Source organism: Rhodoplanes sp. SY1 (assembly GCF_046000175.1).
Classification (GTDB): domain Bacteria; phylum Pseudomonadota; class Alphaproteobacteria; order Rhizobiales; family Xanthobacteraceae; genus Rhodoplanes.
Genome location: NZ_JBEOMB010000001.1, coordinates 23,891 through 49,908 on the forward strand (window position 1 = coordinate 23,891; position 26,018 = coordinate 49,908).

The following is a 26,018-nucleotide window of genomic DNA, read 5'->3' on the forward strand; positions in this document are numbered from 1 at the left end:
GGCGGGGTGCTTATGTCACCCCCATGCCGCTGACCCTGGTCCGAGCGACCGATCGGCGGCTTTCGTTTGTTCGCAATCTGCTTGCCCCGCGCCGTTGCGGCGTCAGCGTGCAGCATTTCCCCAAAACACCGTCGAACCCGGGAGGACGACATGCGTCACAGCGCCCTCTTGCGATCGGGGACGGGCCTGGAGCGTCCAGGTGCGGTCCGCGACGTCGCCCAGCACGAGATCCCGACCGCGCCCGCGGCCGACGAGGATCGGGGCAACGCCGCGCGACTCGACCATTTCGTCGTGCGCCACGGCGTGCGCTGCGCCGGCGCCCACCTGATCATCGACATCTACGACGGCGAGCGGCTCGACGAGATCGAGCACATCGAGCACACGCTGCGGCGCTGCATCGACGCCGCCGGGGCGACGCTCCTGCACATCCACCTGCACCACTTCCAGCCGAACGGGGTGTCGGGCGTCGCCGTGCTGGCCGAGAGCCACATCTCGATCCACACCTGGCCGGAGGCCGGCTACGCCGCGCTCGACGTGTTCATGTGCGGCGAGGCGGTGCCCGAGGCCTGCGTGCCGATCCTGCGCGAGGCCTTTTCGGCGAAGCGCGTCGCCGTGAGCGAGCTGTTGCGCGGGCAGGGCGTGTAGCCACCGAGCCGTGAGTTAGCACCGAGCCGTGAGTTAGCACCGAACCGTCATGGCCGGGCTCGTCCCGGCCATCCACGCCGCGCCGCGGCGCAAAGACGTGGATGCCCGGCCCGAGGCCGGGCATGACGACGGAGAGGCCGTCCGTGCCGCGACGGCCGCGGAGCCATTCGACATGTCCGACAAGCGCTGGATCCCCGAGACGCTGTTCGACGATCTCGGCTTCCGCATGACCTACGCGGCCGAGCGGGTGCTGTTCGAGGAGCGCACCGCGCATCAGGATCTCGTGCTGTTCGAGCACAAGACCTTCGGCAAGATGCTGATGCTCGACGGGGCGACGCAGGTCACCACCCGGGACGAGTTCGTCTACCACGAGATGATGAGCCACGTGCCGATCCTGGCGCACGGCGCGGCGACGCGGGTGCTGATCGTCGGCGGCGGCGACTGCGGCATCGCCGAGGAGGTCCTCAAGCACGAGGGCGTCGCGCGGCTCGTCCAGGTCGAGATCGACGCCTCGGTGGTGGAGTTCGCGAAGACCCATTTCCCCGAGTTCACCGGGCCGGTGCTCGCCGACCCGCGCTTCCATCTGGTCATCGCCGACGGCATGAACTTCGTCGCCACCAGCGCGGAGCGCTTCGACGTGATCATCGTCGATTCGACCGACCCGCAGGGTCCGGGCGCCGTCCTGTTCACCCGCGACTTCTACGCCGGCTGCCGGCGCGTGATGACGCCGGGCGCCGTGATGGTGACGCAGAACGGCGTGCCGTTCTTCCAGCCCGAGGAGCTGAAAACCTCGGTCGGCCATTTCCGGTCGCTGTTCGCGGACGGCACCTGCTACGTCGCCGCGATCCCGACCTATGTGGGCGGCCACATGGCCATGGGCTTCGCCACCGACGACCTCGCGCTGCGGCAGACCGAGCCGGCCGAGCTGGAGCGGCGCTGGATCGCGGCGGGGCGGTTCGCCACGCGCTACTGGACCCCGGAGGTGCAGCGCGCCGCCTTCGCGCTGCCCCGCTTCATCGCCGACGTCGTCGCCGCCGCCTGAGCGCCGGACTGGTCGTCGGCGGCCGCGGTTCCGCCGCGTCGATTCCAAAAAAGCCACAAAGATCCGTAGACCACGGAGCACGGGAACCCTCAGGAGGAATGGCGATGCTCAAGACCCTCGGTGCCGCTGCTCTCGTCGCGCTCACGCTCGCTCCGTCCGGCCCGGCGGCCGCGCAGGACGCGCTCACGGGCGGCCTCCTGGGCGGCGCGGCCGGTGCCATCATCGGTGGCGCGGCGACGGGGCGGGCCGGCGGCGCCATCGCCGGCGGCCTGATCGGCGGTGCCGCGGGCGCCATCATCGGCGCGCAGGCCGAGCAGCGCCGCGGCGGCTTCTACTGGTACGAGGGCCGCTGCTACCAGGCGGTGCCGGGCGGCTATCAGCGCGTCCAGCGCCAGTACTGCTACTGATCCTGCTTCTATAGAGTGGCGGCGCGGGCGATCAGAATGGCCCGCGCCGCGATCGCTTGACCGGCACCGGCGAGGTGAGCACCGCGCCGGCGCGCGATTGCACCTCGGCCGGCACCGCGTAGTCGCGGACCAGGGCGCGCGCGTCGCGCAGCCCGCAGGCCTCCCGCTGCACCATCAGCATCCACAAGGCATGCGCGGCCGCGTCGACCAGCACGGCGCGGCTCTGCCGTGTGTCGCCCGCGCCTGCGCCGCCCGGCGCCGCGTCGTGCGCGCGCAGCGCCGCCAGCGCCTGCTCCAGCCCGCGTCCGAGCCGGCCGAGCGCCGAGGCCTTCTCGGCCATCAGCTCGTCGCCGAGCAGGTCGGCCGGAGTCTGGTCGCGCGGTGCCTTCGCCATGCCGTCGATCTGCACTCCGCCGGTGGCGCGAATGCGGCAATGGTCGCTCGCAGGGTCGGCGTGTCCGCCCGCCGTCGGCGATGGGGGATGATAGTCTTCGGTGGCGAATGGTCGGCAGATCGGCAGTATCCGGCAGCAGAGAAGGGACGATGCGAGCGGAAAACACCGTCTGCGGAGTTTCGACAAGGGCATTCTGCATCGTCTGGGCGGCGGGACTGTTAGGGGCTGCCGCCGTGGTTCCCTATGCTTTCACGTTACAGGGTGAGGTGCTCAAAAATGCGCCCTTGCCCCCTCTGTGGCTGGCTTCGATCTCGCTTGCTCAGAACGCTGTCTCGCTCGCGATCGCGACATTCGTCGGCCTCAGACTTCTCCGACCGGCCGGCTACGAACTGGTTCCCACCAAGCCTTATGCGTGGTCCTCCGTCCTCCTCGGGGTCGGCACTGCCGGCGCGATCGTCGCGGCAGAAGCCGCGTTCGTTCACTTCTCGTCATACAGCGGGCTCTCCGACCTCGTGGTGCCGCCCTTGGGGCAAAGGCTTCTCGCATCGCTCTACGGCGGGATCACCGAAGAAGTCCTTTTGAGATTGTTCGTCATGACGCTGCTCGCGTGGGCCATCGGTCGTCTTTTCGGGCGATCCGCCCGCTCGGCACCCGTCGCCGTGGCCGCCATCGTCGTCTCGGCCGTGCTTTTCGGGGTCGGCCATCTGCCGGCGCTGGCGCAATCGGGGGCACTCACCACGATCGTGATCGTCCGCACGATCGCCCTCAATGCCATGGGAGGCGTGGTCTTCGGATGGCTCTACTGGCGGCGCGGATTGGCGGCTGCCATGCTCGCGCATCTGACGGCCGATCTAGTCCTGCACGTCGTCGTGCCGACGGTCGTAAGCCACCTGGAGAGCCGCTAGGAGAACTCGCTTGCGGTGCCGACGGGGCCGCATGGACCCTCTCGTCCGTCCCGACGTTAGCACGCAGGACCCGAGGGCAAGAAGGAGCGCAGGATGGACGAGGCGGGTGGAGTGTTGTGGCTGCTGATGAATGTCGGCTTCGTCGTGGTGCTGGCCGCGGCGCTCATCTGGGGCACGATGCGCTGGCGGCGGCGCCGCACCGACCGCGCCGCCGAGGTCGAGCGCGATCGGGCGACGCTGAAGAGCTATCGCGAGAGCGATCAGAACACCGCCAGGTAGCGCAGCAGCGACAGCACGCCGATGATGATGACGACGATGCGGGCGATCTGCTTCGCCCGGCCGTCGATCGGCAGCATGCCGATCAAGTAGAGCACCAGAAGAATGACCACGAAGGTGATGAGGACGCTGATCAGGGTGGCCATCGGGGCTCCGGCTCGTGCGACGGTTGCGGTCTCGACCGGGCGGGTGCCCGGCACGCGGTGACGCCGCGGGTGCGGCGGCGAGGCGCGGGGCGTCCCGCTCTCGTTACCTCAACGGCGTGCCGGGACGGTAAGTTCCCGGCCCCGAGCGGTCCGGTCCTCCGCACCCGCGCTCGGCCGTGCTCGCCGGGTTGCCGCCGCGATACCGTCTGCTAGAACCTCGGAAAATCCGGGCGGGGCGCGACTCACGGCGCACGACCGCTTCCGGCTGCCGAGGAGCTTCCATGTCGGTCGACGCCGCGACGGTCCGTCGCATCGCCCATCTCGCCCGCATCGCTGTCGAGGACGCCGAGGTCGAGCACCTCCAGGGCGAGCTCAACGCCATCCTGGCCTTCGTCGAGCAGCTCTCCGAGGTCGACGTCGACGGCGTCGCGCCGATGACCTCGGTCACCCCCATGGTGATGAAGAAGCGCGAGGACGTCGTCACCGATGGCGACATCCCCGATCTCGTGGTCAGGAACGCGCCGGAGACGCAGGACCACTTCTTCCTGGTCCCCAAGGTGGTGGAGTGAGCGAGATGACGTCGGCGCACCCCAACACCCTGTCGCTCACCGAAGCCCGCGACGCCCTGAAGCGGCGCGAGATCTCCGCCGTCGAGCTGACGCAGGCGCATCTCGACGCGATCGAGAAGGCGCGCGTCCTCAACGCCTATGTGCTGGAGACGCCCGACAAGGCGCTCGCCATGGCGAAGGCCTCCGACGAGAAGCTCGCCAAGGGCGAGGGCGGGCCGCTCGAGGGCTTGCCGCTCGGCATCAAGGACATGTTCGCCACGAAGGACGTGCGCACCACGGCCTGCGCCGCGATCCTGGAAAACTTCGTGCCGGTCTACGAGTCGACCGTGACGTCGCACCTGTGGCGCGACGGCGCCGTGATGCTCGGCAAGCTCAACAACGACGAGTTCGCCATGGGCTCGTCGAACGAGACCTCGCATTTCGGCCCGGTGATCTCGCCATGGCGGCGCACCGGCTCGGACGCCAGGATCGTGCCCGGCGGCTCGTCGGGCGGCTCGGCGTCGGCGGTCGCGGCGAGCCTGTGCCTCGGCGCCACCGGCACCGACACGGGCGGCTCGATCCGCCAGCCGGCGGCCTTCGCCGGCATCGTCGGCGTGAAGCCGACCTACGGGCGCTGCTCGCGCTGGGGCATCGTCGCCTTCGCCTCGTCGCTCGACCAAGCCGGCCCCTTCGCCCGCACCGTGAAGGACACGGCCGTGCTGCTGCGCTCGATGGCGGGCCACGACCCGAAGGACACCACCTCGGTCGATCTGCCGGTGCCTGACTACGAGGCGGCGGTCGGCCGCTCCGTGAAGGGCATGAAGATCGGTATCCCGAAGGAGTACCGGGTCGCCGGCATGCCGGACGAGATCGAGGCGCTCTGGCGCAAGGGCGCCGAGTGGCTGAAGGCGGCCGGCGCCGAGATCGTCGAGGTGTCGCTGCCGCACACCAAATACGCGCTGCCCGCCTACTACATCGTGGCGCCGGCCGAGGCCTCGTCGAACCTCGCCCGCTACGACGGCGTGCGCTACGGCGTGCGGGTGCCGGGCAACGACATCGTCGACATGTACGAGAAGACCCGCGCGGCCGGCTTCGGCCCGGAGGTGCGGCGCCGGATCATGATCGGCACCTACGTGCTCTCGGCCGGGTACTACGACGCCTATTACCGCCGGGCCCAGCAGGTCCGTACCCTCATCAAGAGGGACTTCGAGGACTGCTTCGCGCAGGGGGTGTCGGCGATCCTGACGCCGGCGACGCCGTCGGCGGCCTTCGGCATCGGCGAGAAGGTGTCGGGCGACCCGGTCGAGATGTACCTGAACGACATCTTCACCGTCACGGTGAACATGGCGGGCCTGCCCGGCATCGCCGTGCCGGCCGGCCTCGACGCGCAAGGGCTGCCGCTCGGCCTGCAGCTCATCGGCCGCCCGTTCGACGAGGAGACGCTGTTCTCCCTCGCCGGCGTGATCGAGCAGGACGCCGGCCGCTTCACGCCGCAGCCGTGGTGGTGAGGGTCGTGGCGCTGTCCGGTGCCGCTGGTCTGGACCGGGTGGGCCGGCGCTGCGCGCCGCGCCGACTTTACGACTTCGTCTCGCGATAGAGGTCGCCGAGTGGGATCGCGAGATCGAAGGCGAGCAGGATGATCTCGGCGTCGCGGCCGAGCAGCCGTTGCGGCTCTGTCGGAAACGCGCCGGCTTCGTCGCGCCGGTACAGCCACGCGACCGGCTCGTCCTGCGACAGCACCAGACAATAGAGCAGGCTCGGCAGGCTGGTGTACTCGCGGAGCTTCGGCCCACTGTCCACCATCATGGTCGACGGCGACAGGACCTCGGCGATCAACAGCGGCCCAATCGCAGCCAGCCCGCTTGCGTCGTCGCTCTGCTGGTCGACGACGACGTCCGGGTAGCGCACCGACCCGCCGACACGGACCGCCAGTTCCGATATCGCGACATGGTATCGGTGTCGGTCCAGGGCACGGAGCAGGATCGCGAACAGCTCCCCCGCCACCTCTCGGTGCGCCTTCGACGCTCCGGTCATCATCACGACACGGCCCTCGCTCAGCTCGCAGCGCTCCCCCTGCAGGTCGGGGTGCCGCAGGAATTCCTCGGGGGTGAGCGGGGGCAGGGTGCGGATGGTCATGGGTGCCTCGTTGGCGCCACTCTAGCAGAAGATGCGGGGCGTCGGCAGGGCGGCGGGACAGGGCGTCGCGGCATGTCGGCCGGGAGAAGACTCGCCGATAGGCGTGAGGCGAAGCTCAATGCTCCGCTCATGCCCGCGCAGGCAGGCATCCAGGGGCGTCTCGTCGTGGCGCCCCTGGGTCCCCCGCCTGCGGGGGGACGAGCGGAAGAGAGGCCCGGCGAGCGGGCTGGTCACATCGTCGACAGCGCCGTCTACTTCGCCTCGTGCACGACCTTGCCGCCCACCATGGTCATCACCGGCTTCAGATCCTTGATCTCGGCGGCCGGCACGGTGAGGTAGTCGCGGTCGAGGACGACGAGGTCGGCGTACTTGCCGGGGGCGAGCGAGCCGAGGTTCCCGTCCTGGAACAGGAAGGCAGCATTGGAGCGGGTGTGGGCGATCAGCGCCTCCTCGCGCGTGATCGTCTCCTTGAGGATCTTGCGGCCGCCGACCATCTCGCCCGTCACGGCCCAGTGCAGGGTGGTGAACGGGCTGGTCGGCGTCACCGCGGTGGCGTCGGAGCCGAGCCCCCACGGGATGCCGCTGTCCTGGACGAGCCGCAGCGGCGGCATCGCATAGGTGCGGTCCCCGTGCACCTTCAGCATCAGGGCGCCCTGGACGGTCGGCCGGCTGTGGAGCTGGACGTGCATGCCGAGCCGCTTCATGCGGGCGATGTCCTGCGGCTCGAGCTGGTCGCCGTGCGACATGGTCCAGCGCAGCCCCTTCACCGGCTTGACCGCGTTGATCGCCTCGATCTCGGTCAGGAACGCCTCGATGGTGCCGCGGAGCTGGGCGTGGACGTTGAGGTGCATGCCCTTGTCGGCGACCGCCTGGGCGATGCGGCGCCACTGCGCCATGTTCTCCGGCGTCGGCGAGGCGCCGCGGGCGAGCAGATTGTCGTGCAGGGGGAAGTAGACGGTCTCGCCGTAGCCGGTGTGGTCGAGCCAGTCGTCGCCCTGGAACGGCTTCAGGCCGGCGATGACGGCGAGCGCCTTGTCGACGCCCTCGGCCGAGGTCGGCTCCTGCCAGATGTTGTAGAAGGCCCGCACCGTCATCTGCTTGCGTTCCCACACGGTGCGGAACGCCTCGAGGTGCCCGGCGTTGAAGGCGCGGCCGCCCATCTCCTGGTAGGCCGTGATGCCCATCCGGTTGAGGTCGCGCATCAGGGCGCGGGCGTTCTCGACGCTTCTCTCTTTAGAGACCTCGCCGAGCCGGCCGAGCGTCCAAGCGACGGCGCCGCCGCCGTTGAGCACGCCGGTCGGCTGGCCGCTGGCGTCCTTCTCGATCTTGCCGTTGCGCGGGTCGGGCGTGTCGCCGGTGATGCCGAGCGCCTTCAGGGCCGCCGAGTTGGCGTAGATGCGGAAGTAGATGACCTGGAGGACCACCGGGTTGTTCGGCGCCGCTTCGTCGAGCTCCGCCTTGGTGAAGCCGCCGGGCTGATCGGTGAACTGCTCCTCCGACCAGCCGCCGAGCGACAGCACCAGCTCGCCCGGCTTCGACGCCTTCGCCTTGGCGGCGATCATCGCCAAGGCTTCCTTGCGCGACGTGATCCCGTCGAGCCGCACCTCGCGGTCCCAGTACTCGGCCGCCCGCATATAATGAGCATGGTTGTCGATCAGGCCGGGGATGACGGTTTTGCCGCCGAGGTCGATGACCCGGGTCTGGGGCGTCTTCAGCGCCTCGATGTCCGCCGCGCTGCCGGCCGCGACGATGCGCTCGCCGGCGATCGCCAGCGCCGGCACGATGGTGAAGCGGTCGTCGACCGTGACGATCTTGCCGTTGGTGAGGATCGTGTCGGCCGTGCGGGCGGCGGCCGAAGCCGGCGCCGCGCTCGGCACTGCGCCCGGCGATGACGCGCCGGGTGTGGCGGTCTGGGCGATCGCCGGGGCGGCGAGCGCGGCGGTTCCGGCCAACAGGCCGGCGGCGAGCACACGGGTAGCGTGACGGGGGTGCATTCGGACGTCCTCCACGATGTTGAACTTTCTTGTTGGGACGGACGATAGCGAGCGCGACCGGGCGCGACAATCCGAACCGCCGCGCGCGACCGGCATGCCTCGGCCGCGTGCGCTGCGGTCGCGATGCTCCGCCGAGCCTTGAAGGGGGCGCCGACACTCTGTAACCGAAAGAGACATCGACCACGCGCCGTCTTCTCGGGCGCGGGGACACCGGGCGGCGCCCGGCCGGGATCCCGGCCGGGCCGCTCCGGCCAGACAGACGAGGCGGACATGAACGCACCGGTGAAGACGACGAAGCTGATCAAGGGCGCCACCGGCGACTTCGAGGTGATCGTCGGCATGGAGGTCCATGCCCAGGTGACCTCGAACGCCAAGCTGTTCTCCGGCGCCTCGGCGGCCTTCGGCGGCGCACCCAACAGCCATGTCTCGCTGGTCGACGCGGCGATGCCCGGCATGCTGCCGGTGATCAACGAGGAGTGCGTCCGCCAGGCGATCCGCACCGGCCTCGGGCTCAAGGCGCAGATCAATCTCGAGTCCGTCTTCGACCGGAAGAACTACTTCTACCCGGACCTCCCGCAGGGCTACCAGATCAGCCAGTACAAGTCGCCGATCGTCGGCGAGGGCGAGGTCGTGGTCGACATGCCGGACGGCGAGACCGTGCGGGTCGGCATCGAGCGGCTGCACCTCGAGCAGGACGCCGGCAAGTCGCTGCACGACCAGCACCCGACCATGTCGTTCGTCGACCTCAACCGCTCCGGCGTCGCCCTGATGGAGATCGTCTCGCGGCCCGACATCCGCTCCGCCGAGGAGGCCAAGGCGTTCGTCGCCAAGCTGCGCACCATCATGCGCTATCTCGGCACCTGCGACGGCAATATGGAGGAGGGGAGCCTGCGCGCCGACGTCAACGTCTCGGTGCGCCGCCCCGGCGAGCCGCTCGGCACCCGCTGCGAGATCAAGAACGTCAACTCGCTGCGCTTCATCGGCCAGGCCATCGAGGTCGAGGCGCGCCGCCAGATCGAGATCATCGAGGACGGCGGCGCGATCGTGCAGGAGACCCGGCTGTTCGATCCCGGTCGCGGCGAGACCCGGTCGATGCGCAACAAGGAGGAGGCGCACGACTATCGGTATTTCCCCGATCCGGATCTGCTGCCGCTCGTCTTCGACCAGGCCTATGTCGACGCGCTCGCCGCCGCGCTGCCGGAGCTGCCCGACGCCAAGAAGGCGCGCTTCATGGCGGACTACGGCCTGTCGGCCTACGACGCCGACGTGCTGGTCGCCGAGCGCGAGACCGCCGCCTTCTTCGAGAGCGTGGTGGAGCGGGGCGCCGGCGCGCGTCGCGATCCGAAACTCGCCGCCAACTGGGTGATCAACGAGCTCGCCGGCCGCCTCAACAAGGAGGGCCACGGCATCGCGGAGTCGCCGGTGTCGGCCGACCAGCTCGGCGCCGTGCTCGACCTGATCGCCGACGGCACCATCTCGGGCAAGATCGCCAAGGACCTGTTCGAGATCGTTTGGAGCGAGGGCGGCGATCCGAAGGCGATCGTCGAGGCGCGCGGCATGAAGCAGGTCACCGACACGGGCGCGATCTCCGCCGCGATCGACGAGGTGATCGCCAAGAACCCCGACAAGGCCGCGCAGGCGAAGGAGAAGCCGGCGATGGTCGGCTGGTTCGTCGGCCAGGTGATGAAGGCCTCGGGCGGCAAGGCCAACCCGCAGGCCGTCAACGCGCTCCTCAAGAGCAAGCTCGGCATCGAGTAGCCGCACCGCGCGAGCCGAGGCCGCGCCGCGCGCCCCTGCGGCACGGCCTCCGCCGCGCCGTCCACGGCGCGGCGTCGCGTCGCCCGCCGCGGTCGTCGCATCTCCTCCTGACTCCTCCTCGTCGCCTCTTCGCCGTCGTCTCGCCGCATCGTCGCCGCTCGCGAACGTCCGCCGACCGTCTTCCGTGCGACGCACGACCGGCGACGACGCTCCCTCTCAGCTCCGGCCGCGATGCTCTCGACGGGTCGTTCCTCGTCCCTCGCGAGGTGTCCGAACGCCCTGTGCGGCAGGCGTTCCGGGACCTCGTCGAATCGGTCGCTGCTCGATTCGAAGCGCGTGACGCGACGCGATGCGGTCCTCGGCGCGCCGTCGCGGAGGAAATCCGCAGAATTTTTTTCGACGTGAACGAAGCGTTAGCGCGCCGTGCCGCGACTGTTCGGCGCTCGCGTGCCGTCGCGCCGACGGACCCGCAGGCGCTCACGAGGACGTGCGAGAAACGCCCATTTCATCGGCACAACTTTCATCGCCATCGGATCCTGCGAACGCATGCTCGCGACGGTGCGCGGCGATGCGAGACGTCGCGCACGCCGTGACGATGCGCGCTGAACACCTGTATCGATCGTCGCGATCGACACGGAACGCCAAGCGGAGCCGCTGATTTTTCCGTTGTGCTGTAGTAATCGAAGTGTAGTGCCCTCGATTCGCGTGGGCACGTTTCTGATAGCCATCCCACCACGGCTAGGAGGGCAGCATGCCGAAGAAAGCGACGACCGCGAAGCCGGCCGCCAAGAAGACGACGACGGCGAAGAAGACCACGACCGCCGCCGCGAAGAAGACCACGACGAAGGCCGCCGCGAAGCCGGCCGCCAAGAAGACGGCGACCGCGAAGAAGACCACCACTGCGGCGAAGAAGCCGGCGGCCAAGAAGGCTCCCGCGAAGAAGAAGTGAAACCGCGGCCTCTCGGAGCCACACGCTCCGGGCAAGCCGTGGCGTTCGTCGGGGACCGGCGACAGCGGCGCGAACGAGCTTCCATCCGACGTCGGCTTCCACCGAAGCTCTCTCAGATGCGAAGCGCGCTTTCCGACCGCCGCCGGTCACGAACGACGAAAGAGGGCGTCGGCGAGACCGAGCCCGGCATCCACTCCACCGGCCGCGATGGCCGGACCGCGGTGGACCGTCGGGTGGACCGTGCAAAGGTCTCGCTCTGCTTCACGAGCGGCTGATCGCCGCCGGAGCAGCCCGATCATCGGACCTCTCGCCGACGCCCCCCTCATCGTGCGACGGCCCGCAGGCCTCGAGGCCGTCGCCGGGTGATCACGGGATCACCCAAAGCTCGGAGCCCACGATCGCGTGGGCGGCCTGACGCGGCGCAGTGCTGCGGTTCCCGTTCCCCGTCTCGACCCGACGTTTGCGTCCGGCGTGCTCGCTCCGGCGTTCGCTTCGCTGGCTTCGAAGCGTCGTCTACGAGGCGTCGTCGTCCAGTCGTTGTCGTCGTCCCGGCGCCGCAGCGATCGACCGACACGGGGCCACGTCCGCGCCCGCTCGATCGACGGCGCGACAAGTCGCGTCTGCGATGCGCCGACCTCGACGCCGATCGCGGCGCCGGCCGCGGCGCCGACAACGCCGCCGGGATCGGGCGCGCGCTCAGCCCTTCAGGCAGCCGCTCATGAAGGTGCGATAGGCGTCGCGGCCTTTGACGTTCTTGGCCGCCTTCTCGTCCTTCCACTTCCCGGCGCAGTCCTTCATGCGCTGCTGCTGCGCGCTCGTCTTCTTCGCGGTCGTGGGCGTCCCGGCCGCCGGTGTCCCGGCCGACGACGTCTCGGCGGCCGGCTTCGCGGCGGCCTTGTCGGCGGCGGGCTTCGCGTCCTGTGCGGTGACCGGCAGCGCGGCGAGCGCGAGCCACCCGGCCGCCAGCACGGCCGTCCAACCACGCTCGGTCCAGCAGCCCTTCGTCATCACGAACCTGCTCATGGTGTCGTCTCCGGTGGAAGCGGAGTGTCAGGATACAAGTGGCTCCGCGGCAGCGCCATCAGGTCGCGCGATCATCTCGACCAGAGACGGCCTTCGCGCTCGCGCGGATCAGATGAGAGAACTGTCGGCGGTCGCCGCATTCGTGCCTTGCGCCGGCGCCCCGCCGACGACATCTCGATCAGGCGTTTCGTCCGACGATCCGATCCGTTCACGACAGGAGAGAACGATGGCCCGAACCCCCGCGAAACAATCCGGCAAGGCGACGCCGCGAAAAGCCGCGGCCGGCAAGCGCGCGTCCGGCAAGAGCGCGTCCGGCAAGAGCGCGTCCGGCAAGAGCGCGTCGGCACCGCGCAAGACCGTGACGGCGACGTCGGCGCCGAAGGCGGCACCCGCGCGGACCGCGACGCGTTCGTCGTCGGCGGCGAAGCCGGCCGCGAAGGGCAGGGCGACTGCCCCGGCACGCAGCGGAGCGCGCGGCGGAGCGAAGCCGGCGCCGATCGAGCTCTTCTACTGGTCGACGCCGAACGGCTGGAAGATCTCCATCATGCTGGAGGAGTGCCGGCTGCCCTACACGGTGCGGCCGATCAACATCGGCAAAGGCGAGCAGTTCGATCCGTCCTTCCTGGCCGTCGCCCCCAACAACCGCATCCCGGCGATCGTCGATCCGGACGGGCCGGGCGGCCGGCCGATCTCGATCTTCGAGTCCGGCGCCATCCTCCAGTATCTCGGCCGCAAGACCGGCAAGCTCTATCCGGCCGACGAGCGCAAGCGCGTCGAGGTCGACCAGTGGCTGATGTGGCAGATGGGCGGGCTCGGGCCGATGGCCGGCCAGGCGCATCACTTCCGGCAGTACGCGCGCGAGGAGGTGCCCTACGCGATCAAGCGCTACACCGACGAGGTGAACCGACTCTACGGCGTGATGAACCGGCGGCTCGCTGACCGGCCGTTCCTGGCCGGCAAGTATTCGATCGCCGATATCGCCTGCGTCGGCTGGACGAGCCGGCACGCGCGCCAGGGCCAGGACCTCGCCGACTTCCCGCACGTGAAGCGTTGGCTCGACACGCTGCTGGCGCGGCCCGCGGTGGCGCGCGGCATGGCGCTCGCCGCCGAGGCGGCGACCGGCGTCGACATGAAGGACCCGGCCGTCCAGGCGCTGCTGTTCGGCCAGCGCGCCCGCTGACCTTTCGCTCCGGATCCGGCGCGGCTCTGCCGCGTCGGATCGTCCGACGAGACCGCCGGTCGGCGACCCATATTACCAAAACCCTATTTCGCGCGGCTTTCCGGCGTGGTGAACACGGGCTTGCGCGATGTGGTTACCGGGATTCCTCGCAATTTCGGAAAGTGCCTGGAAATCCGAGGGTTCCGCGTTGTCGGGCCAGCGATTCCGCGGGCCTGCCGCGGCGCCGTTAAGGGGGGATTCATCGCACCTTTTAAGTGCACTTTCAGACGCCTCCCGGAAGATCGGGGTGTTCGGACGGCGACGATCCGGACGCTGCGATCAAGCAAACGGCCGGCACAGCGGCCACGGCCTGGGGAGGCCAGACATGGGACGGTTCGACACAGCGGCATTGGAGACGGCGGCCCTCGGTGCGGCCACCACGGACGCCGACATGTTCTTCCAGCTCGGCATGATGTACTCGACCGGCGCGAGCGTGGAGGCCGACTACGTGTCGGCGCACAAGTGGTTCAATCTCGCCGCCCTGAACGGCAATCGCGACGCCATAAGGCTGCGCCGCGAGGTCGCCGAGATGATGAGCGAGGTCGAGATCGCGACGGCGCAGCGCGCCGCCCGCGCCTGGCTCGGCCGCTGAGGGCAGGGGACTCCGCCGGGTCGCCGTTCGCTGTTCGCCGTTCATGCGCGGCGCCGCAGAGCGCCGCCGGCGCCGGCGGACCGAAGCGGTCGACGGACCATCGCGCCGGGGCGCCGGCTTGACCGTCCTGACCGAACCGCCTACGACAAACCGCGTCGGAGCTGTGGCCGAGTGGCTGAAGGCGGCGGTTTGCTAAACCGTTATACGGCCTTAAAGCCGTATCGAGGGTTCGAATCCCTCCGGCTCCGCCAGCCCTGCCCGCCCAGATCATCCGCTGTATCTATCGCGCTCGCCGTCTCGCGACAGGTCAACGGCGCTTGACGCCGATGGCTCGGCTGGGATTTCTGCGCGTCGGAGCCGGGCGAAGGTCCCGGCCGTGGCGTCAGAGGGCATCCGTCTCATGGCTCGTTCCGTCGATGACACGTTCCGGCGCGCCGTCGACGCGCTGCAGGCGGGCCGGGTAAGCGATGCCGAGCGTGCCTTCCGGAAAGTCCTGGAGGCGGCGCCCCGCCATCCGGGCGCGCTCAATCTCTTCACGGTGCTGCTGATGCGGCTCGGGCGCTGGGCCGAGGCGGAACCCTATGCCCGCCGGGCGGCGCGCGAGACTGCGGGCTCGGACGTCACGCTCTACAATTTCGGCCTGATCCTGAAGCAGGTCGGCAAGCCGGCCGAGGCGCTGGAGCCGCTCGGTCGCGCGCTCGCCCTGAATCCGCGGGTGCCCGACACGCTGATCACCCGGGCCGGGGTGCTGCGCGATCTCGGCCGGTACGACGAGGCGCTGGCCGACGCCGACGCGGCGCTCGCTCTCGCTCCCGCGAGCATCGATCCGCTCGTCGTTCGGGCCTCGGTCCTCGGCGCGCTGCGCCGTTTCGACGAGGCGCTCGCGGCTTACGAGAAGGCGGCCGCCCAGGCGCCCGACCGTCCCGAGCCATGGCTCGGCTGCGGCAAGACGCTGGCCTCGCTAAATCGTCAGGATGCGGCGCTCGCCGCCTTCGACCGCGCCCTGGCGTTACGGCCCGACTCGGCTGAGGCGCTGCAGGGGCGGGGCATGACGCTCGCCGCCCTCGGCCGCTTCGCCGAGGCGCTCGCCGCCTACGACGAGGTGCTGGCGCGGAACCCGGCGCTGCCCGACGCGTGGATCGGTCTGGGCGATGTCTTCTTCCGGCAGGGCCGGCACGACCGCGCCGTCGCGGCCTACGACCGCGCCATCGCGCTCGACGCGACCGCGGCGCGGGCGTTGCTGCACCGCGCCAAGGCCCGCATGGTGCTCGACCGCCTCGCCGAGGCGGAGGCCGACTGCGCACGCGCCCGGGCCCTGGCGCCGACCGCGGAGGCGTGGCAGCTCGCCGCCGAAATCGCCTATTATCTTAAGCGATACGACGAGAGCCTCAGATTCTACGACAACGCGCTCGCGGCCGGTGCCGGCCCCGATTATCTGGCCGGCGGCCGGCTGCACACCAAGCTGCAGGTGTGCGACTGGGCCGGCCTCGACGAGGACGTCGAGCGGCTGCGCGCCGCCGTCGGCCGCGGCGAGCCGGTGGTGCAGCCCTTCGTCGGGCTGTTCCTGCCGTTCTCGGCGGACGAGCAGCTTCGCTGTGCCGGCATCTTCGTGTCCCGGCTCGAGGCGCCGCGGCTGCCGCCGGTCGATCCGGCGACGCGGCGGCACGACCGCATCCGGCTTGCCTACTTCTCGGCGGATCTGCGCGAGCATCCGACCGCGCATCTGATCTCCGGGCTGTTCGAGCACCACGACCGCACCCGCTTCGAGACGACCGTGATCGTCTGGGGCGAGCGCGCCGGCTCGGCCTTCGCCGCGCGCATCGATGCGGCCGTCGATCACGTCGTCGACGTCTCGGCGATGAGCGACGCCGAGGTTGCCGATCTCGTCCGCGCCCGCGAGATCGACATTCTGGTGGACCTGATGGGGCTCACCCGGAACTGCCGATTCCCGGTGCTGGCGCGGCGGCCGGCACCGATCCAGGTTAACTATCTCGGCTATCCCGGCACCGTCGGCTCGGACTGCGTCGACTACATCCTGGCGGACGGCGTCACGGTGCCGGATGCGCTGCGCGGCGGCTTCGCCGAGCACGTCGTGCGGCTGCCGCACTCCTACCAGGTGAACGACGACCGCCGCGCGGTCGCGGCCGAGGTCCCGACTCGCGCCGCCTGCGGGCTGCCCGACGACGCCTTCGTGTTCTGCTGCTTCAACAACAGCTTCAAGATCCAGCCGGCGGACTTCGCGGTGTGGATGCAGCTGCTCGGGCAGGTGGAGGGCAGCGTCCTCTGGCTGCTCGACGAGAACCCGCTCGCCCGCGCCAATCTCCGGCGCGAGGCACAGGTCCGGGGAATCGATCCCGACCGGCTGGTTTTCGCGCCGCGCTGCCCGCTGCCGGAGCATCTCGCCCGTCACCGGTTGGCCGACCTGTTCGTCGACACGCTGCCCTACAACGCCCACACGACCGCGAGCGATGCCCTCTGGGGAGGCCTGCCGGTGGTCACCTGCGAGGGGGAGACCTTCGCCGGCCGCGTATGTGCCAGCCTCCTGCGGGCGGTCGGGCTGCCCGAGCTGGTGACCGGCTCCCTCGCCGACTACGAGGCGACCGCGCTGGCGCTCGCCCACGACCCGGCGCGGCTGGCCGCGCTGCGGGCGAGACTCGCCGAGAATCGGACGACGGCGCCTCTGTTCGACACCGCACGCTTTGCCCGGGACGTCGAGACGGCCTTCGCGGTGATGTGGCGGCGCTGGAAAGCCGGTGAGAAACCGGCGGAATTTTCAGTAGACGACAATAGACCCGCTGATTGAGGCGGCAGGCGGTGCCACCTGGCCGACGCGGCCGGCGCCGTCCCGCCATCCCGGCCCGGAGCCGAAATCGACTCGATTCGACGGCTTTTCCGCCCCGAGGGCGGCTCAGGCGGCACCGTGGCAGGCGTGCAGCGCCGGTCCGGCGCGAGCCACGGTCGCTCGCGACAAGTCTCTGCGTTCGTTAACGTAATTTCCCTGACCAAACCCCTCGGGTAGGCCCCGATTTCGTGTCCTTTGAGCAACACCGCCCCGGATTCAGAGGCTCGGAGGCGGTTCGGCGGCGGTTCTTTATTGCCTGCAGGGGGCTCTCAGCTAATCTGACCTCGCGACGCAGGGGGGCATTCCCGGGGTCGCCCCGTCTAGGGTTCCAAGTCGGATCGGTGACACGAACGGCTCGGAATACTGGGTGGATCGTCGGGAGTAAGGGGACCTTCCAGGGTGCATGCCACCCGCCGGAGACGGAACCCTCCCAAGGCAAACGAATGGAGGTTTCAGATGAAGATGGTGAAAACCCTTCTCCTCGGCTCCGCGGCTGGTCTCGTGGCGATCGCCGGCGCTCAGGCGGCCGATCTGCCGGTGAAGGCGAAGCCCGTCGAGTACGTGAAGGTCTGCTCGCTGTACGGCGCCGGCTTCTACTACATCCCGGGCACCGACACCTGCGTGAAGATCGGCGGCTACGTCCGCGCCCAGTACTACTATGGCAACGGCTCGCAGGTTGCGGCTGGCGTGATGTTCGGCGCCACCAACGGAGAGCAGAGCCGCTCTTCGCCGGCCGATGCCGTGCTCCGCACCCGCGCCGTCATGACCATGGACTCGCGGACGCAGACCGAGTGGGGCACGCTCCGCACCTACTACCTGCTCGGCTTCACCGACGACAACGGTTCGACCTCGCTCTACGCGACCCGCGGGTTCATCCAGTTCGCCGGCTTCACCTTCGGTAAGGCGCAGTCGTTCTACGACATCTTCTCCAACCCGGCCGTGTCGTACTTCGGTTTCGCCTCGTCGGACACCGGCGACGCCGGCACCAACCTCGCCGCCTACACGGCGCAGCTCGGCAATGGCGTGTCGGCGACGATCGCCGCCGAGGGACCTCGCACCGTCGGCATCTTCAACACCAGCACGCAACTGTCGAACGCCATCACGCTCGGCAACAACCTTGCTAACGATAGCGTTAACGTTCGTTTCCCGGATGTCGTGGCCAACATCCGCGTCGACCAGGCCTGGGGCTCCTTCCAAGTGATGGGTGCTCTGCACGACGCGTCGGCTGCGTACAACTTCCAGGAGATCGGGGCTCTTGGGCTTCCGGCGGGAGCGGGTAATTCGTACTACACGGTCCCCACGTCTGTTCCTCGGACCCTTCAGGGTAACGGTGACGATGCGCTCGGTTGGGCAGTCGGCGTTGGCGCTCGCGTGAAGACCGACTTCATTTCGCGCGGTGATAGCTTCCAGTTCCAGGTGAACTACACCGAGGGGGCCACGCGCTATGCTGTGACTACTCAGCCGAGTGCTGGCTCGCCGCTTCGGTTTAGCGGGAACAGCATTGGGGCCGGTTGGTTCACTGACGGCATCTACACCGATGGCGGCTCCGTTGAACTCGTGAAGGTTCTCGGCATCAATGCGTCGTATGAGCACGTGTGGACTCCGGCCCTGAAGACCTCGGTCTACGGCGCCTACATCGACGTTGATTACGGGAATGCTGCCAATACGGCGGTGTGCAACTATCTGTCCGCTGGCACAACGAACAATCTGCCCCTTGCTGCTGGGTCGCCCTGCGATATGGACTTCTCATTCTGGCAGTTGGGTTCGCGCACTCAGTGGAACGTTCGTCCGGACTTCTACATGGGCGTCGACGTACTCTATACTCGTCTGAATACGGCACTCGAGGGTGCCAATGTTATCGCGGGCGTTAATGGTCCGGGTAGTGCGGTTGGCTCGCAGTCTCCTCGGACTGGCAATATCTTCGGCGATCAGGACGCGCTGGCCGTCACGTTCCGCGTGCATCGCGACATCGTTCCGTGATCGTCTGATCACTGCGATTGTCTGACCCCTCTTCGGGTCGAAGCCCCCGGCGGTCTCCGCCGGGGGTTTTTCGTCGTGGAAAGGGGCCGCGTCGCGCGCCTCGTCATGGCCGGGCTCGTCCCGATCCACATGACGTCAAAGGTGAAGGCACGGCCCCTCGATGGTCGTCGTCCGCGCAGGCGGACGACCCAGTATCCCACCGACCTGCTTTGTTTTGGTCGAGAGACTGCGGAGCACTGGGTGCTCCGCCTTTGCGAGGGCTTTGCAGAATTGGTCATTCCGGGGCGCGCCGAAGGCGCGAACCCGGAATCCAGCGGCAAGCTCGGCATTCTGGGTTGGATTCCGGGTTCGGCGCTGCGCGCCGCCCCGGAATGACTGGCTAATGCAAAGCCCTCGCCTTTGCGGAGCACGACGAAGGAGAGGTGCGAGCGTGGCTTTGCCGGGTGGGGGAGCCGCCGATGTCCGGCCTGCCTCGTCGATCTCAGCCCCGCGCCGCGACGCAGCGCGTCACGAAGTCGGCGATGCGGGCGATGACGTCGTCGCTGGCGAGGTCGGGGGCGTGGCCCTGGCGCGGCACCTCGATCGCCTCGAGGCCGGGATGGTGCTCGCGCATCCTCTCGACCGTCGCGGCCGACAGGAGATCCGACAGGCCGCCGCGGATCACCATCACGGGGACGTTCGCCAGCGCATCGAACTGCGGCCACAGCTCGGGCAGGGGCTTCGAGATGTCGAAGGCGGCGAGCGCCCGCGCGATCGCCTGGTCGTAGGTCGGCACCAGATGGCCGTTCTCCTGCCGCCAGGTCCGGTGCGCCATGGCGAGCCAGTCCTCGTCGGTCCAGTCGGGGAACTCGCCCGCGAACTTGGCCCTGAGGGCGGCGGCGCCCTCGGCGAATCCGGCGGGCGAGCCGGCCCGGCCCACATAGGTCTTGATGCGGGCGATGCCGTCGATCTCGATCACCGGGCCGATGTCGTTGAGCACCGCACCGGAAATCGCGTCCGGCTTTACGGCCGCTATGGCCATCGTGATCAGCCCGCCGCGCGAGGTACCGACGATCACGGCTGGCACGGCGTTCAGGGCGGTCATCACGGTCAGCACGTCGCCGAGCTCGACCGCGACCGAATAGTTGTCGGGATTCGGGTCGTAGTCGGAGAGGCCGCGGCCGCGATAATCGAGCGCGAGCACCCGGCGCGGGTGGAGGGGATCGCGCGCCAGCGCGCTCGCGAGCGGATGGAAGTCGGCCGCCGTGCGGGTCAGCCCCGGCAGGCAGACGACCGGCGGCCCGGGGAGTCTCGGGTCGCCGTACTCGCGGGCATGCAGCTTCAGCCCGTCCGTCGCGGTGACGAAGTGGCTCCGGAATCCGTCGTCGGTCATGGTGTCGCCCCAGCCTTGTTCGCCCGGATTGTTCGGGGGCGGCGCAGCGGGGTCAAGGCGGGAGGGGGACGAACCGCGAGTCGGGGGAGGGCGAGGGGCTCACCCGAATCTCGGCCGCGTGGTCCGGGTGCTGCGTGCCCCGGACAAGGTGCATCGGGCCGCAGGCCGGATGCGCCGCAGATCCGGGGTCCAGGGGCCACGCCGGAATCCCTCGCGGTGTATGTCTCGTTCGAATCGATCCGTGGAGTCGCCCCTGGGTCCCGGCTCGCCGAGCATCGCTCCGCGCTGCCCGGCGTCCGGGACACGGACGCCGTACTATTTCAGTTCACGCTGCCGCCGCGCTTGAGGTCGGCCTCGATCAGCAGGCGCGTGCCGCCGCCGAAGCGGACCCGGTAGGCCTGCACGTTCTCCATGATGCGCTGGACATAGTTGCGCGTCTCGGAGAACGGGATGCGCTCGACCCAGTCGACCGCGTCGACGTTCGGGTCGCGCGGATCGCCGAACCGCTCGATCCACTCCTTCACCCGGCCGCGGCCGGCGTTATAGGCGGCGAAGGCGAGGATATAGGAGCCGTTGTAGGCCGCGATGTTGCCGCCCAGCTCGGCGGCGCCCATCTGCACATTGTAGACCTTGTCGTGCAGCAGCCGCTTTTGATCGAACGGCACGCCGTGCGTCTTGGCGATGAAGCGGCCGGCCGCCGGCGTCACCTGCATCAGGCCGAGCGCGTTGGCGGTCGACACGGTCTTCGGGTTGAAGGCGCTCTCCTGGCGGGCGATCGCGTAGACGATCGCCGGCTCGACCTCCGGGCCGATCGGCGCGTAGCGCGGCAGCCCGATGGTCGGGAAGGCGGCGTGATCGAGCGGCAGGCCGTTGCCGAGCGCGGTCTTGCCGGTGAGCAGCACGGCGCGGGCGTCGTCGTTCCTGGCGGCGATCTCGGCGATCAAGCTGAGGGCGGCGGCGTCGCTCGTGCGGTCGGCGAGGTCGGCGACGAACGGAATCACGAGGTCGCGCTCGCCGATGGCGTAGAGGATCTCGACCGCGCGGACGACCTCGAGCCGCGCCACCGCGGCGCGCTTGTCGGCCGAGAGGGCGGGCGGGTTGCGCAGCGCGATCTCGCCGAGGCCGAGGCGGGCGCGGGCGAGCTGGCCGTAATAGGCCGTGCTCCAGCGCGCCGCCTGCTCGTAATGGGCGCGTGCCTCGGACCGACGGCCGGCCGCCTCGGCGGCGCGGCCGAGCCAGTAGCCGGCGCGCGACAGCGAGATCGGATTCTGCACGCCGGTCGCCGGAATGCGGGCGAAGTGCTTCGAGGCGGTCGCCGGATCGTTGAGGAATCGCAGCGCGATCCAGCCGGCCATGAACTCGTGCTCGACCTGGTAGTTCTCCTTGCCGGGCGGGGTCGCGTCGCGGCACACGATGTAGGCCGACTTGGCATCGCCGAGCTCGATCAGCTTGCGGGCCAGCAGGCGGCGCTCGATCCACCACTCGTCGGCATCGTGCGCGTCGTCGAGCTGGCGCGGGACCGCCAGCATGATGCGCGCCGCCTCCTGATAATGCTCGGCGCGGCGCAGCCACTGGATGCGGCTGAAGGCGAGGCCGATGTCGTTCCTCGCGCCGAGCCCGTCGAGCAGCGCCTTGGCGTTGCCGGCCTTCTGGTTGACGGCGTGGCGCGCCTTGGCGATCGCAGGCTCCGACCCGCCGAGCCGGTTGGCCGCCCGCATGGCGACCTCGAGGTCGTCCGCCTCGTAGAGCCGGCGGTCCATGCGCGCCTTGTCGTCGGCGCGCGTGATCATGCCCGGGAAGGTCTCCTGGATCTCCTCTTCGAGATCGCGGCCGAACGAGTCGGTGCGCCACACCGAGCGGACATAAGCTGCGGCCTTGGCGCGGTCGCCGGCGGCCAGCAAAGCGCGGGCGTAGACGAGCTTGCCGCGGGTGCCGAGCGGCTCGCGGCCGGAGAAGAAGGCCTTGACCGTCGCCGGGTCGGCCTTCTCGGCCCACAGCATGTTCTCGGCGCGCCGGCGCAGCATGCCGTTGCTCGGCCAGGTCGGGTTCGCCTCGACGAAGCGGGCGTAGCGGGCGGACGAGACGCCGTTGTCGTTGGCGCGCAGGATCATCCACTCGACCAGCTTCTGGGCGAGCGGATCGGCAAGGCTCGCTTGCAGCTCGGTCGCGTCGCTGGTGCGGCCGCGCCGCGCGGCGGCGAGCGCCTGCTTGACGATCGACAGATCGCCGCTCGAGGTCGAGCGGGTCGGCGCATAGGCCAGCGGCTCGCCGGCGCTCGGGGCGGGCGTGTAGGAGACGGGCGTGTAGGCGGCGGTCGCGGCCGTCGTCTCGGGCGCCTCGGTCGCGCCGGCGCCGTGCAGCGCCATCGGCGCACTCGGGTCGGCCGAGGCGGCGCGGCTCGGCGGCGCGAGCGGGCGGGGCGGGGCGCCTGGACCCGCGGCGGGCTTGGCACTTGTCTGGGTCTTCGGCGGCGACGTCTTGGCGTCCTTTTTCGCGTCCGGCTTCTTGACGTCTTTTTTGGCCTCGACCTTCTTGCTGTCGGGCTTCTTCGGATTCGGCTTCTTGGCGTCGGCCTTCTTCGTGTCCGCCTTCTTGGCGTCGGCCTTCTTGGCGTCGGCCTTCTTGTCCATCGGCTTGGCCGTGGACGTCGTGTCCTTGCCGGTCTTGCTCTTGTCCGCGGGCTTCGCGGTCGACTGCGCCACCGGCTTGGCGGACTTGTCGGTCGAGCTCTTGTCGGAGGATGGCGCGGCGTGCGCGGGACCGGCCGCGCCGAGCGCGACAGCTCCGACGGCGCCGCCGCCGATCAGCGCGGCGATCGCCAGCGCCGAAACGGTCTGTCGGAGCCCCATCAGCCGGAAACGATGTAAAGCGACCACGGACCATCCCCCCTGGTCAGCACCAGACCCGCCCCCGGCGACCTTCCGGCCGCTCTCGTTAACAAGTCCCTAATCGGGGTCGAACATGGCCATGTTTCGGCGCAATCACGGCGCGAGCATGGATCGGCCTCGCGTTTCGCGTCCGCCGGCCGACCGTGCTCCGTCCGTCGATGTCGATCCGACGACAGGGCTTTCATCGGCCGATCCGACCCGATAACAATGCGGCTTGGTCGCCGCGCCGATCCGGGGCGAAGCCGCGACGCAGGAGTGATTTCCAATGGCCGCCAAGAGCAATTTCCGAGGATCCTTCACGGCGCTGGTGACACCGTTCAAGAACGGCGGGGTCGACGAGGCGGCGTTCCGGGCGCTGGTCGACTGGCAGATCGCCGAAGGCACCAACGGCCTGGTGCCGGTCGGCACCACGGGCGAGAGCCCGACCCTGTCGCACGAGGAGCATCATCGCGTCGTCGAGTGGTGCATCGACCAGGCCAAGGGCCGCGTGCCCGTGATAGCCGGCGCCGGCTCGAACTCCACCGCCGAAGCGGTGGCGCTGTCGCGGCATGCCGAGAAGGCCGGCGCCTCGGGCGTCCTCGTGGTCACGCCCTACTACAACAAGCCGACCCAGGAAGGCCTCTACCAGCACTTCAAGGCCGTCAACGACGCCATCGGCATCCCGATCATCATCTACAACATCCCGGCCCGCTCCGTGATCGACATGTCGGTCGACACGATGAAGCGCCTGTTCGAGCTCCCGAACATCGCCGGCGTGAAGGACGCGACCGCCAACGTGCTGCGCGTCTCGCAGCAGCGCGCCGTGATCGGCGAGGACTTCAACCAGCTCTCCGGCGAGGACGGCACCGCGCTCGGCTTCATGGCGCATGGCGGCCACGGCTGCATCTCGGTGACCTCGAACGTCGCCCCGCGGCTGTGCGCCGCGTTCCAGGCCGCCTGCCTGAAGGGCGACTACGCCACCGCGCTGACCCTCCAGGACAAGCTGCTGCCGCTCCACCAGGCGCTGTTCATCGAGACCAACCCGTCGCCGATCAAGTACGCCGTCTCGGTGCTCGGCCGCTGCGCCGACACGGTGCGGCTGCCGATGGTGCCGTGCTCGGACAAGACCAAGCAGGCGGTGCGCGACGCCATGGTGCATGCCGGCCTGATCAACTGAGGCCGGCAGGAACACGGACTCCGGTCCGGCCGTTGCCGGGGGCACGCAGTACCACCATATTGGCGGAGCCCCCACCATGCCGATCCTCGAGGAGTTCAAGAAGTTCGCCGTCCGCGGCAATGTCGTCGACCTCGCGGTCGGCGTGGTGATCGGTGCGGCCTTCGGCAACATCGTCCAGTCGCTGGTCGCCGACGTGTTCATGCCGATCGTCGGCGCGATCACCGGTGGTCTGGACTTCTCGAACTACTTCCTGCCGCTCTCCTCCAAGGTCACGGCCGATACGTTGGCCGAGGCCAAGAAGCAGGGAGCCGTGTTGGCTTGGGGTAGCTTTCTGACCCTGTGCATCAACTTCGTGATCGTCGCCTGGGTGCTCTTCCTCGTGGTCAAGGCGATGAACCGGCTGCGGCAGGCCGATCCGCCCAAGCCGGCGACCCCGCCACGCCAGGAAGAGCTCCTGACCGAGATCCGCGACCTCCTGAAAGAGGGCGCCCGCGCTTCGTGAACCGAGATCATGGCTGACAACAAGGACAGGGAAAAAGCGCGTAAGATCGTCGCGGACAACCGCAGGGCGCGCTTCAACTACGAGATCGGCGAGACCTTCGAGGCCGGCATCGCGCTGCTCGGATCCGAGGTGAAGTCATTGCGTCAAGGCCGTGCTACGATTGCGGAATCCTACGCCGAGGCGAAGGGCGGGGAGATCTGGCTCGTCAACGCCAATATCCCCGAATACCTGCAGGCCGGGCCGTTCTTCAACCACGAGCCGAAGCGGCGGCGGAAGCTGCTGCTGCACAAGCGCCAGATCGCTCGGCTCGCCCAGGGCATCGACCGCGAGGGCATGACCATCGTGCCGCTGCGGATGTACTTCAACGAGCGCGGCCGGGCCAAGATCGAGCTGGCGATCGCGCGCGGCAAGAAGCTGCACGACAAGCGCGAGACCGAGAAGAAGCGCGACTGGGACCGCGAGAAGGGCCGCCTGCTGCGCGCCAGCGTGAAAGGCTGAACCGCCGTTCGGGATTGGGTCGGAATCGGGTCGGAACGTTCAGAGCTTCGGGGGCGCGTCGGCGAGGTGCGCCCGCACCTTGGAGAACACGGCCCGGAACATGTCCGGCGTCAGCACGCCCGTGTTGGTGTTGTAGCGGGAGCAGTGATAGCTGTCGAAGACGGCGGCGCCGCCGCTCGGCCCTGCGTGGACGGCGCCGTGGCCGAACGGGTGGGCCGACTTCTTCCAGCCGAGCGTCCCCATCAGCGTGTCGTGGGCGATGCGGCCGAGCGCCACGATGGCGGCGAGGTTCGGCATCTCGGCCATGGTCGCGACCAGGAACGGCCGGCAGGTGGTGATCTCCGGACCGGTCGGCTTGTTCTCGGGCGGCACGCAGCGCACCGCATTGGTGATGCGGGCATCGATCAGCGTGAGCCCGTCGTCGGGCCGCGCCTCGTATGTGCCGCGGGCGAAGCCGAACTCCTTCAGGGTCGCATAGAGGAGGTCGCCGGCGTAGTCGCCGGTGAACGGCCGGCCGGTGCGGTTCGCGCCCTGCAGGCCAGGGGCCAGCCCGACGATCAGGAGGCGGGCTGCGGCCGGGCCGAAGGACGGCACCGGCGCGTTCTCCCAGTCGGGCTTCTTGGCCCGCCAGGTCTCACGGAAGTCGACGAGGCGGGGGCAGCGCGGGCAGTCGCGGCCGGGCTCCGCGCCGAGCCAGACGCCAAGGCCGGGCCGAGCGCAGGCTCGGCCCGCCGGGATGCGGCGGC

General features: G+C 69.4%; 25 protein-coding genes and 1 tRNA gene. 18 read left to right on the forward strand and 8 right to left on the reverse strand.

The features are described from left to right. The first annotated feature begins 150 nt into the window (after window positions 1–150). The 3 genes from speD (at window position 151) to ABTU92_RS00100 (ending at window position 2,094) form a co-directional block, all read left to right on the forward strand. A complete protein-coding gene (gene speD / locus ABTU92_RS00090) occupies window positions 151–645 on the forward strand; it encodes an adenosylmethionine decarboxylase (RefSeq protein WP_408086439.1) in 495 nt (164 codons plus the stop codon). Window positions 646–817: 172 nt separating this feature from the next. After that, a complete protein-coding gene (gene speE / locus ABTU92_RS00095; RefSeq protein ID WP_408086441.1) occupies window positions 818–1,687 on the forward strand; it encodes a polyamine aminopropyltransferase in 870 nt (289 codons plus the stop codon). Between the two features lie 104 nt (window positions 1,688–1,791). After that, a complete protein-coding gene (locus ABTU92_RS00100; RefSeq protein WP_244670729.1) occupies window positions 1,792–2,094 on the forward strand; it encodes a glycine zipper domain-containing protein in 303 nt (100 codons plus the stop codon). A gap of 31 nt (window positions 2,095–2,125) precedes the next feature. On the opposite strand, the gene ABTU92_RS00105 is transcribed toward ABTU92_RS00100, so the two are convergent. Further along, a complete protein-coding gene (locus tag ABTU92_RS00105; protein WP_408086443.1) occupies window positions 2,126–2,488 on the reverse strand; it encodes a DUF6665 family protein in 363 nt (120 codons plus the stop codon). Window positions 2,489–2,721: 233 nt separating this feature from the next. On the opposite strand from ABTU92_RS00105, the gene ABTU92_RS00110 reads away from it, so the two are divergent. Together ABTU92_RS00110 and ABTU92_RS00115 are read left to right on the forward strand one after the other, a co-directional pair. Further along, a complete protein-coding gene (locus ABTU92_RS00110; protein WP_408086445.1) occupies window positions 2,722–3,393 on the forward strand; it encodes a CPBP family intramembrane glutamic endopeptidase in 672 nt (223 codons plus the stop codon). 93 nt (window positions 3,394–3,486) lie between these two features. Next, window positions 3,487–3,672 carry a hypothetical protein gene (locus tag ABTU92_RS00115; RefSeq protein ID WP_408086447.1) on the forward strand — a complete coding sequence of 62 codons (186 nt, stop codon included), beginning with the start codon at window positions 3,487–3,489 and terminating at the stop codon, window positions 3,670–3,672. On the opposite strand, the gene ABTU92_RS00120 is transcribed toward ABTU92_RS00115, so the two are convergent. Beyond that, entirely contained in the window at window positions 3,654–3,815 is a 162-nt protein-coding gene (locus ABTU92_RS00120; protein WP_170145767.1) for a Thivi_2564 family membrane protein, read from the reverse strand. The two genes, ABTU92_RS00115 and ABTU92_RS00120, sit on opposite strands and share 19 nt — an antisense overlap. 281 nt (window positions 3,816–4,096) lie before the next feature. On the opposite strand from ABTU92_RS00120, the gene gatC reads away from it, so the two are divergent. After that, window positions 4,097–4,384, forward strand: coding sequence for an Asp-tRNA(Asn)/Glu-tRNA(Gln) amidotransferase subunit GatC (gatC, locus tag ABTU92_RS00125; protein ID WP_111356564.1), 288 nt, complete (start codon window positions 4,097–4,099; stop codon window positions 4,382–4,384). Window positions 4,385–4,389: 5 nt separating this feature from the next. After that, entirely contained in the window at window positions 4,390–5,871 is a 1,482-nt protein-coding gene (gene gatA, locus ABTU92_RS00130) for an Asp-tRNA(Asn)/Glu-tRNA(Gln) amidotransferase subunit GatA (protein ID WP_408086449.1), read from the forward strand. Between the two features lie 67 nt (window positions 5,872–5,938). On the opposite strand, the gene ABTU92_RS00135 is transcribed toward gatA, so the two are convergent. Further along, window positions 5,939–6,499, reverse strand: coding sequence for a Uma2 family endonuclease (locus ABTU92_RS00135; protein ID WP_408086451.1), 561 nt, complete (start codon window positions 6,497–6,499; stop codon window positions 5,939–5,941). A gap of 251 nt (window positions 6,500–6,750) precedes the next feature. Beyond that, the gene (locus tag ABTU92_RS00140) at window positions 6,751–8,493 is read right to left on the reverse strand and encodes an amidohydrolase (protein ID WP_408086453.1); all 1,743 of its coding nucleotides are present in this window, start codon (window positions 8,491–8,493) and stop codon (window positions 6,751–6,753) included. A 270-nt stretch (window positions 8,494–8,763) separates the two neighbouring features. Here ABTU92_RS00140 and gatB point away from each other — a divergent pair, with 270 nt between their 5' ends. Both gatB and ABTU92_RS00150 read left to right on the forward strand, forming a co-directional pair. Beyond that, the gene (gene gatB / locus ABTU92_RS00145) at window positions 8,764–10,251 is read left to right on the forward strand and encodes an Asp-tRNA(Asn)/Glu-tRNA(Gln) amidotransferase subunit GatB (RefSeq protein WP_408086455.1); all 1,488 of its coding nucleotides are present in this window, start codon (window positions 8,764–8,766) and stop codon (window positions 10,249–10,251) included. A 751-nt stretch (window positions 10,252–11,002) separates the two neighbouring features. Continuing rightward, the gene (locus ABTU92_RS00150; protein ID WP_201160112.1) at window positions 11,003–11,200 is read left to right on the forward strand and encodes a hypothetical protein; all 198 of its coding nucleotides are present in this window, start codon (window positions 11,003–11,005) and stop codon (window positions 11,198–11,200) included. A gap of 696 nt (window positions 11,201–11,896) precedes the next feature. On the opposite strand, the gene ABTU92_RS00155 is transcribed toward ABTU92_RS00150, so the two are convergent. Continuing rightward, the gene (locus ABTU92_RS00155) at window positions 11,897–12,223 is read right to left on the reverse strand and encodes a PsiF family protein (RefSeq protein WP_408086457.1); all 327 of its coding nucleotides are present in this window, start codon (window positions 12,221–12,223) and stop codon (window positions 11,897–11,899) included. Window positions 12,224–12,719: 496 nt separating this feature from the next. Between ABTU92_RS00155 and ABTU92_RS00160 the strand changes: the two genes are divergently transcribed. From ABTU92_RS00160 to ABTU92_RS00185, 6 genes are all read left to right on the forward strand, one after another. After that, complete coding sequence (locus ABTU92_RS00160; protein ID WP_408086513.1) at window positions 12,720–13,403, forward strand: glutathione S-transferase family protein; 684 nt, start codon at window positions 12,720–12,722, stop codon at window positions 13,401–13,403. Window positions 13,404–13,767: 364 nt separating this feature from the next. Continuing rightward, entirely contained in the window at window positions 13,768–14,034 is a 267-nt protein-coding gene (locus tag ABTU92_RS00165; RefSeq protein WP_378476152.1) for an SEL1-like repeat protein, read from the forward strand. Between the two features lie 157 nt (window positions 14,035–14,191). Then, a tRNA-Ser gene (locus tag ABTU92_RS00170) sits at window positions 14,192–14,285 on the forward strand. Window positions 14,286–14,434: 149 nt separating this feature from the next. Beyond that, on the forward strand, window positions 14,435–16,837 hold the full coding sequence (locus ABTU92_RS00175; RefSeq protein ID WP_408086459.1) for a tetratricopeptide repeat protein: 2,403 nt from the start codon (window positions 14,435–14,437) through the stop codon (window positions 16,835–16,837). A gap of 495 nt (window positions 16,838–17,332) precedes the next feature. Continuing rightward, complete coding sequence (locus ABTU92_RS00180) at window positions 17,333–18,856, forward strand: porin (RefSeq protein ID WP_408086461.1); 1,524 nt, start codon at window positions 17,333–17,335, stop codon at window positions 18,854–18,856. Window positions 18,857–18,961: 105 nt separating this feature from the next. Then, window positions 18,962–19,231, forward strand: coding sequence for a hypothetical protein (locus ABTU92_RS00185; protein ID WP_408086463.1), 270 nt, complete (start codon window positions 18,962–18,964; stop codon window positions 19,229–19,231). Window positions 19,232–19,337: 106 nt separating this feature from the next. On the opposite strand, the gene ABTU92_RS00190 is transcribed toward ABTU92_RS00185, so the two are convergent. Together ABTU92_RS00190 and ABTU92_RS00195 are read right to left on the reverse strand one after the other, a co-directional pair. After that, window positions 19,338–20,228, reverse strand: coding sequence for an alpha/beta fold hydrolase (locus tag ABTU92_RS00190; protein WP_408086465.1), 891 nt, complete (start codon window positions 20,226–20,228; stop codon window positions 19,338–19,340). Between the two features lie 320 nt (window positions 20,229–20,548). Next, window positions 20,549–23,077, reverse strand: a complete 2,529-nt coding sequence (locus tag ABTU92_RS00195; RefSeq protein ID WP_408086467.1) for a transglycosylase SLT domain-containing protein — start codon at window positions 23,075–23,077, stop codon at window positions 20,549–20,551. A 304-nt stretch (window positions 23,078–23,381) separates the two neighbouring features. Between ABTU92_RS00195 and dapA the strand changes: the two genes are divergently transcribed. From dapA to smpB, 3 genes are all read left to right on the forward strand, one after another. Further along, the gene (dapA, locus tag ABTU92_RS00200) at window positions 23,382–24,272 is read left to right on the forward strand and encodes a 4-hydroxy-tetrahydrodipicolinate synthase (protein WP_408086469.1); all 891 of its coding nucleotides are present in this window, start codon (window positions 23,382–23,384) and stop codon (window positions 24,270–24,272) included. Window positions 24,273–24,348: 76 nt separating this feature from the next. Continuing rightward, window positions 24,349–24,774, forward strand: a complete 426-nt coding sequence (gene mscL, locus ABTU92_RS00205) for a large conductance mechanosensitive channel protein MscL (RefSeq protein ID WP_111358538.1) — start codon at window positions 24,349–24,351, stop codon at window positions 24,772–24,774. Window positions 24,775–24,783: 9 nt separating this feature from the next. Continuing rightward, the gene (gene smpB / locus ABTU92_RS00210) at window positions 24,784–25,272 is read left to right on the forward strand and encodes an SsrA-binding protein SmpB (protein ID WP_408086471.1); all 489 of its coding nucleotides are present in this window, start codon (window positions 24,784–24,786) and stop codon (window positions 25,270–25,272) included. A 39-nt stretch (window positions 25,273–25,311) separates the two neighbouring features. On the opposite strand, the gene ABTU92_RS00215 is transcribed toward smpB, so the two are convergent. Next, window positions 25,312–26,010 carry a uracil-DNA glycosylase gene (locus tag ABTU92_RS00215; protein WP_408086515.1) on the reverse strand — a complete coding sequence of 233 codons (699 nt, stop codon included), beginning with the start codon at window positions 26,008–26,010 and terminating at the stop codon, window positions 25,312–25,314. Window positions 26,011–26,018: the final 8 nt, after the last annotated feature.

What these genes read in the sequence shown, in the direction of transcription:
- ABTU92_RS00175 (WP_408086459.1), top strand. Translation starts at nt 14,435, where the DNA reads ATGGCTCGTTCCGTCGATGACACGTTCCGGCGCGCCGTCGACGCGCTG.
- mscL (WP_111358538.1), top strand. Translation starts at nt 24,349, where the DNA reads ATGCCGATCCTCGAGGAGTTCAAGAAGTTCGCCGTCCGCGGCAATGTC.
- gatA (WP_408086449.1), top strand. Translation starts at nt 4,390, where the DNA reads ATGACGTCGGCGCACCCCAACACCCTGTCGCTCACCGAAGCCCGCGAC.
- ABTU92_RS00120 (WP_170145767.1), bottom strand. Translation starts at nt 3,815, where the DNA reads ATGGCCACCCTGATCAGCGTCCTCATCACCTTCGTGGTCATTCTTCTG.
- ABTU92_RS00155 (WP_408086457.1), bottom strand. Translation starts at nt 12,223, where the DNA reads ATGAGCAGGTTCGTGATGACGAAGGGCTGCTGGACCGAGCGTGGTTGG.
- ABTU92_RS00195 (WP_408086467.1), bottom strand. Translation starts at nt 23,077, where the DNA reads ATGGGGCTCCGACAGACCGTTTCGGCGCTGGCGATCGCCGCGCTGATC.
- ABTU92_RS00150 (WP_201160112.1), top strand. Translation starts at nt 11,003, where the DNA reads ATGCCGAAGAAAGCGACGACCGCGAAGCCGGCCGCCAAGAAGACGACG.
- ABTU92_RS00140 (WP_408086453.1), bottom strand. Translation starts at nt 8,493, where the DNA reads ATGCACCCCCGTCACGCTACCCGTGTGCTCGCCGCCGGCCTGTTGGCC.
- ABTU92_RS00135 (WP_408086451.1), bottom strand. Translation starts at nt 6,499, where the DNA reads ATGACCATCCGCACCCTGCCCCCGCTCACCCCCGAGGAATTCCTGCGG.
- ABTU92_RS00190 (WP_408086465.1), bottom strand. Translation starts at nt 20,228, where the DNA reads ATGACCGACGACGGATTCCGGAGCCACTTCGTCACCGCGACGGACGGG.
- ABTU92_RS00115 (WP_408086447.1), top strand. Translation starts at nt 3,487, where the DNA reads ATGGACGAGGCGGGTGGAGTGTTGTGGCTGCTGATGAATGTCGGCTTC.
- ABTU92_RS00165 (WP_378476152.1), top strand. Translation starts at nt 13,768, where the DNA reads ATGGGACGGTTCGACACAGCGGCATTGGAGACGGCGGCCCTCGGTGCG.
- speE (WP_408086441.1), top strand. Translation starts at nt 818, where the DNA reads ATGTCCGACAAGCGCTGGATCCCCGAGACGCTGTTCGACGATCTCGGC.
- speD (WP_408086439.1), top strand. Translation starts at nt 151, where the DNA reads ATGCGTCACAGCGCCCTCTTGCGATCGGGGACGGGCCTGGAGCGTCCA.
- gatC (WP_111356564.1), top strand. Translation starts at nt 4,097, where the DNA reads ATGTCGGTCGACGCCGCGACGGTCCGTCGCATCGCCCATCTCGCCCGC.
- ABTU92_RS00185 (WP_408086463.1), top strand. Translation starts at nt 18,962, where the DNA reads ATGGCCGGGCTCGTCCCGATCCACATGACGTCAAAGGTGAAGGCACGG.
- gatB (WP_408086455.1), top strand. Translation starts at nt 8,764, where the DNA reads ATGAACGCACCGGTGAAGACGACGAAGCTGATCAAGGGCGCCACCGGC.
- dapA (WP_408086469.1), top strand. Translation starts at nt 23,382, where the DNA reads ATGGCCGCCAAGAGCAATTTCCGAGGATCCTTCACGGCGCTGGTGACA.
- ABTU92_RS00100 (WP_244670729.1), top strand. Translation starts at nt 1,792, where the DNA reads ATGCTCAAGACCCTCGGTGCCGCTGCTCTCGTCGCGCTCACGCTCGCT.
- ABTU92_RS00105 (WP_408086443.1), bottom strand. Translation starts at nt 2,488, where the DNA reads ATGGCGAAGGCACCGCGCGACCAGACTCCGGCCGACCTGCTCGGCGAC.
- smpB (WP_408086471.1), top strand. Translation starts at nt 24,784, where the DNA reads ATGGCTGACAACAAGGACAGGGAAAAAGCGCGTAAGATCGTCGCGGAC.
- ABTU92_RS00180 (WP_408086461.1), top strand. Translation starts at nt 17,333, where the DNA reads ATGAAGATGGTGAAAACCCTTCTCCTCGGCTCCGCGGCTGGTCTCGTG.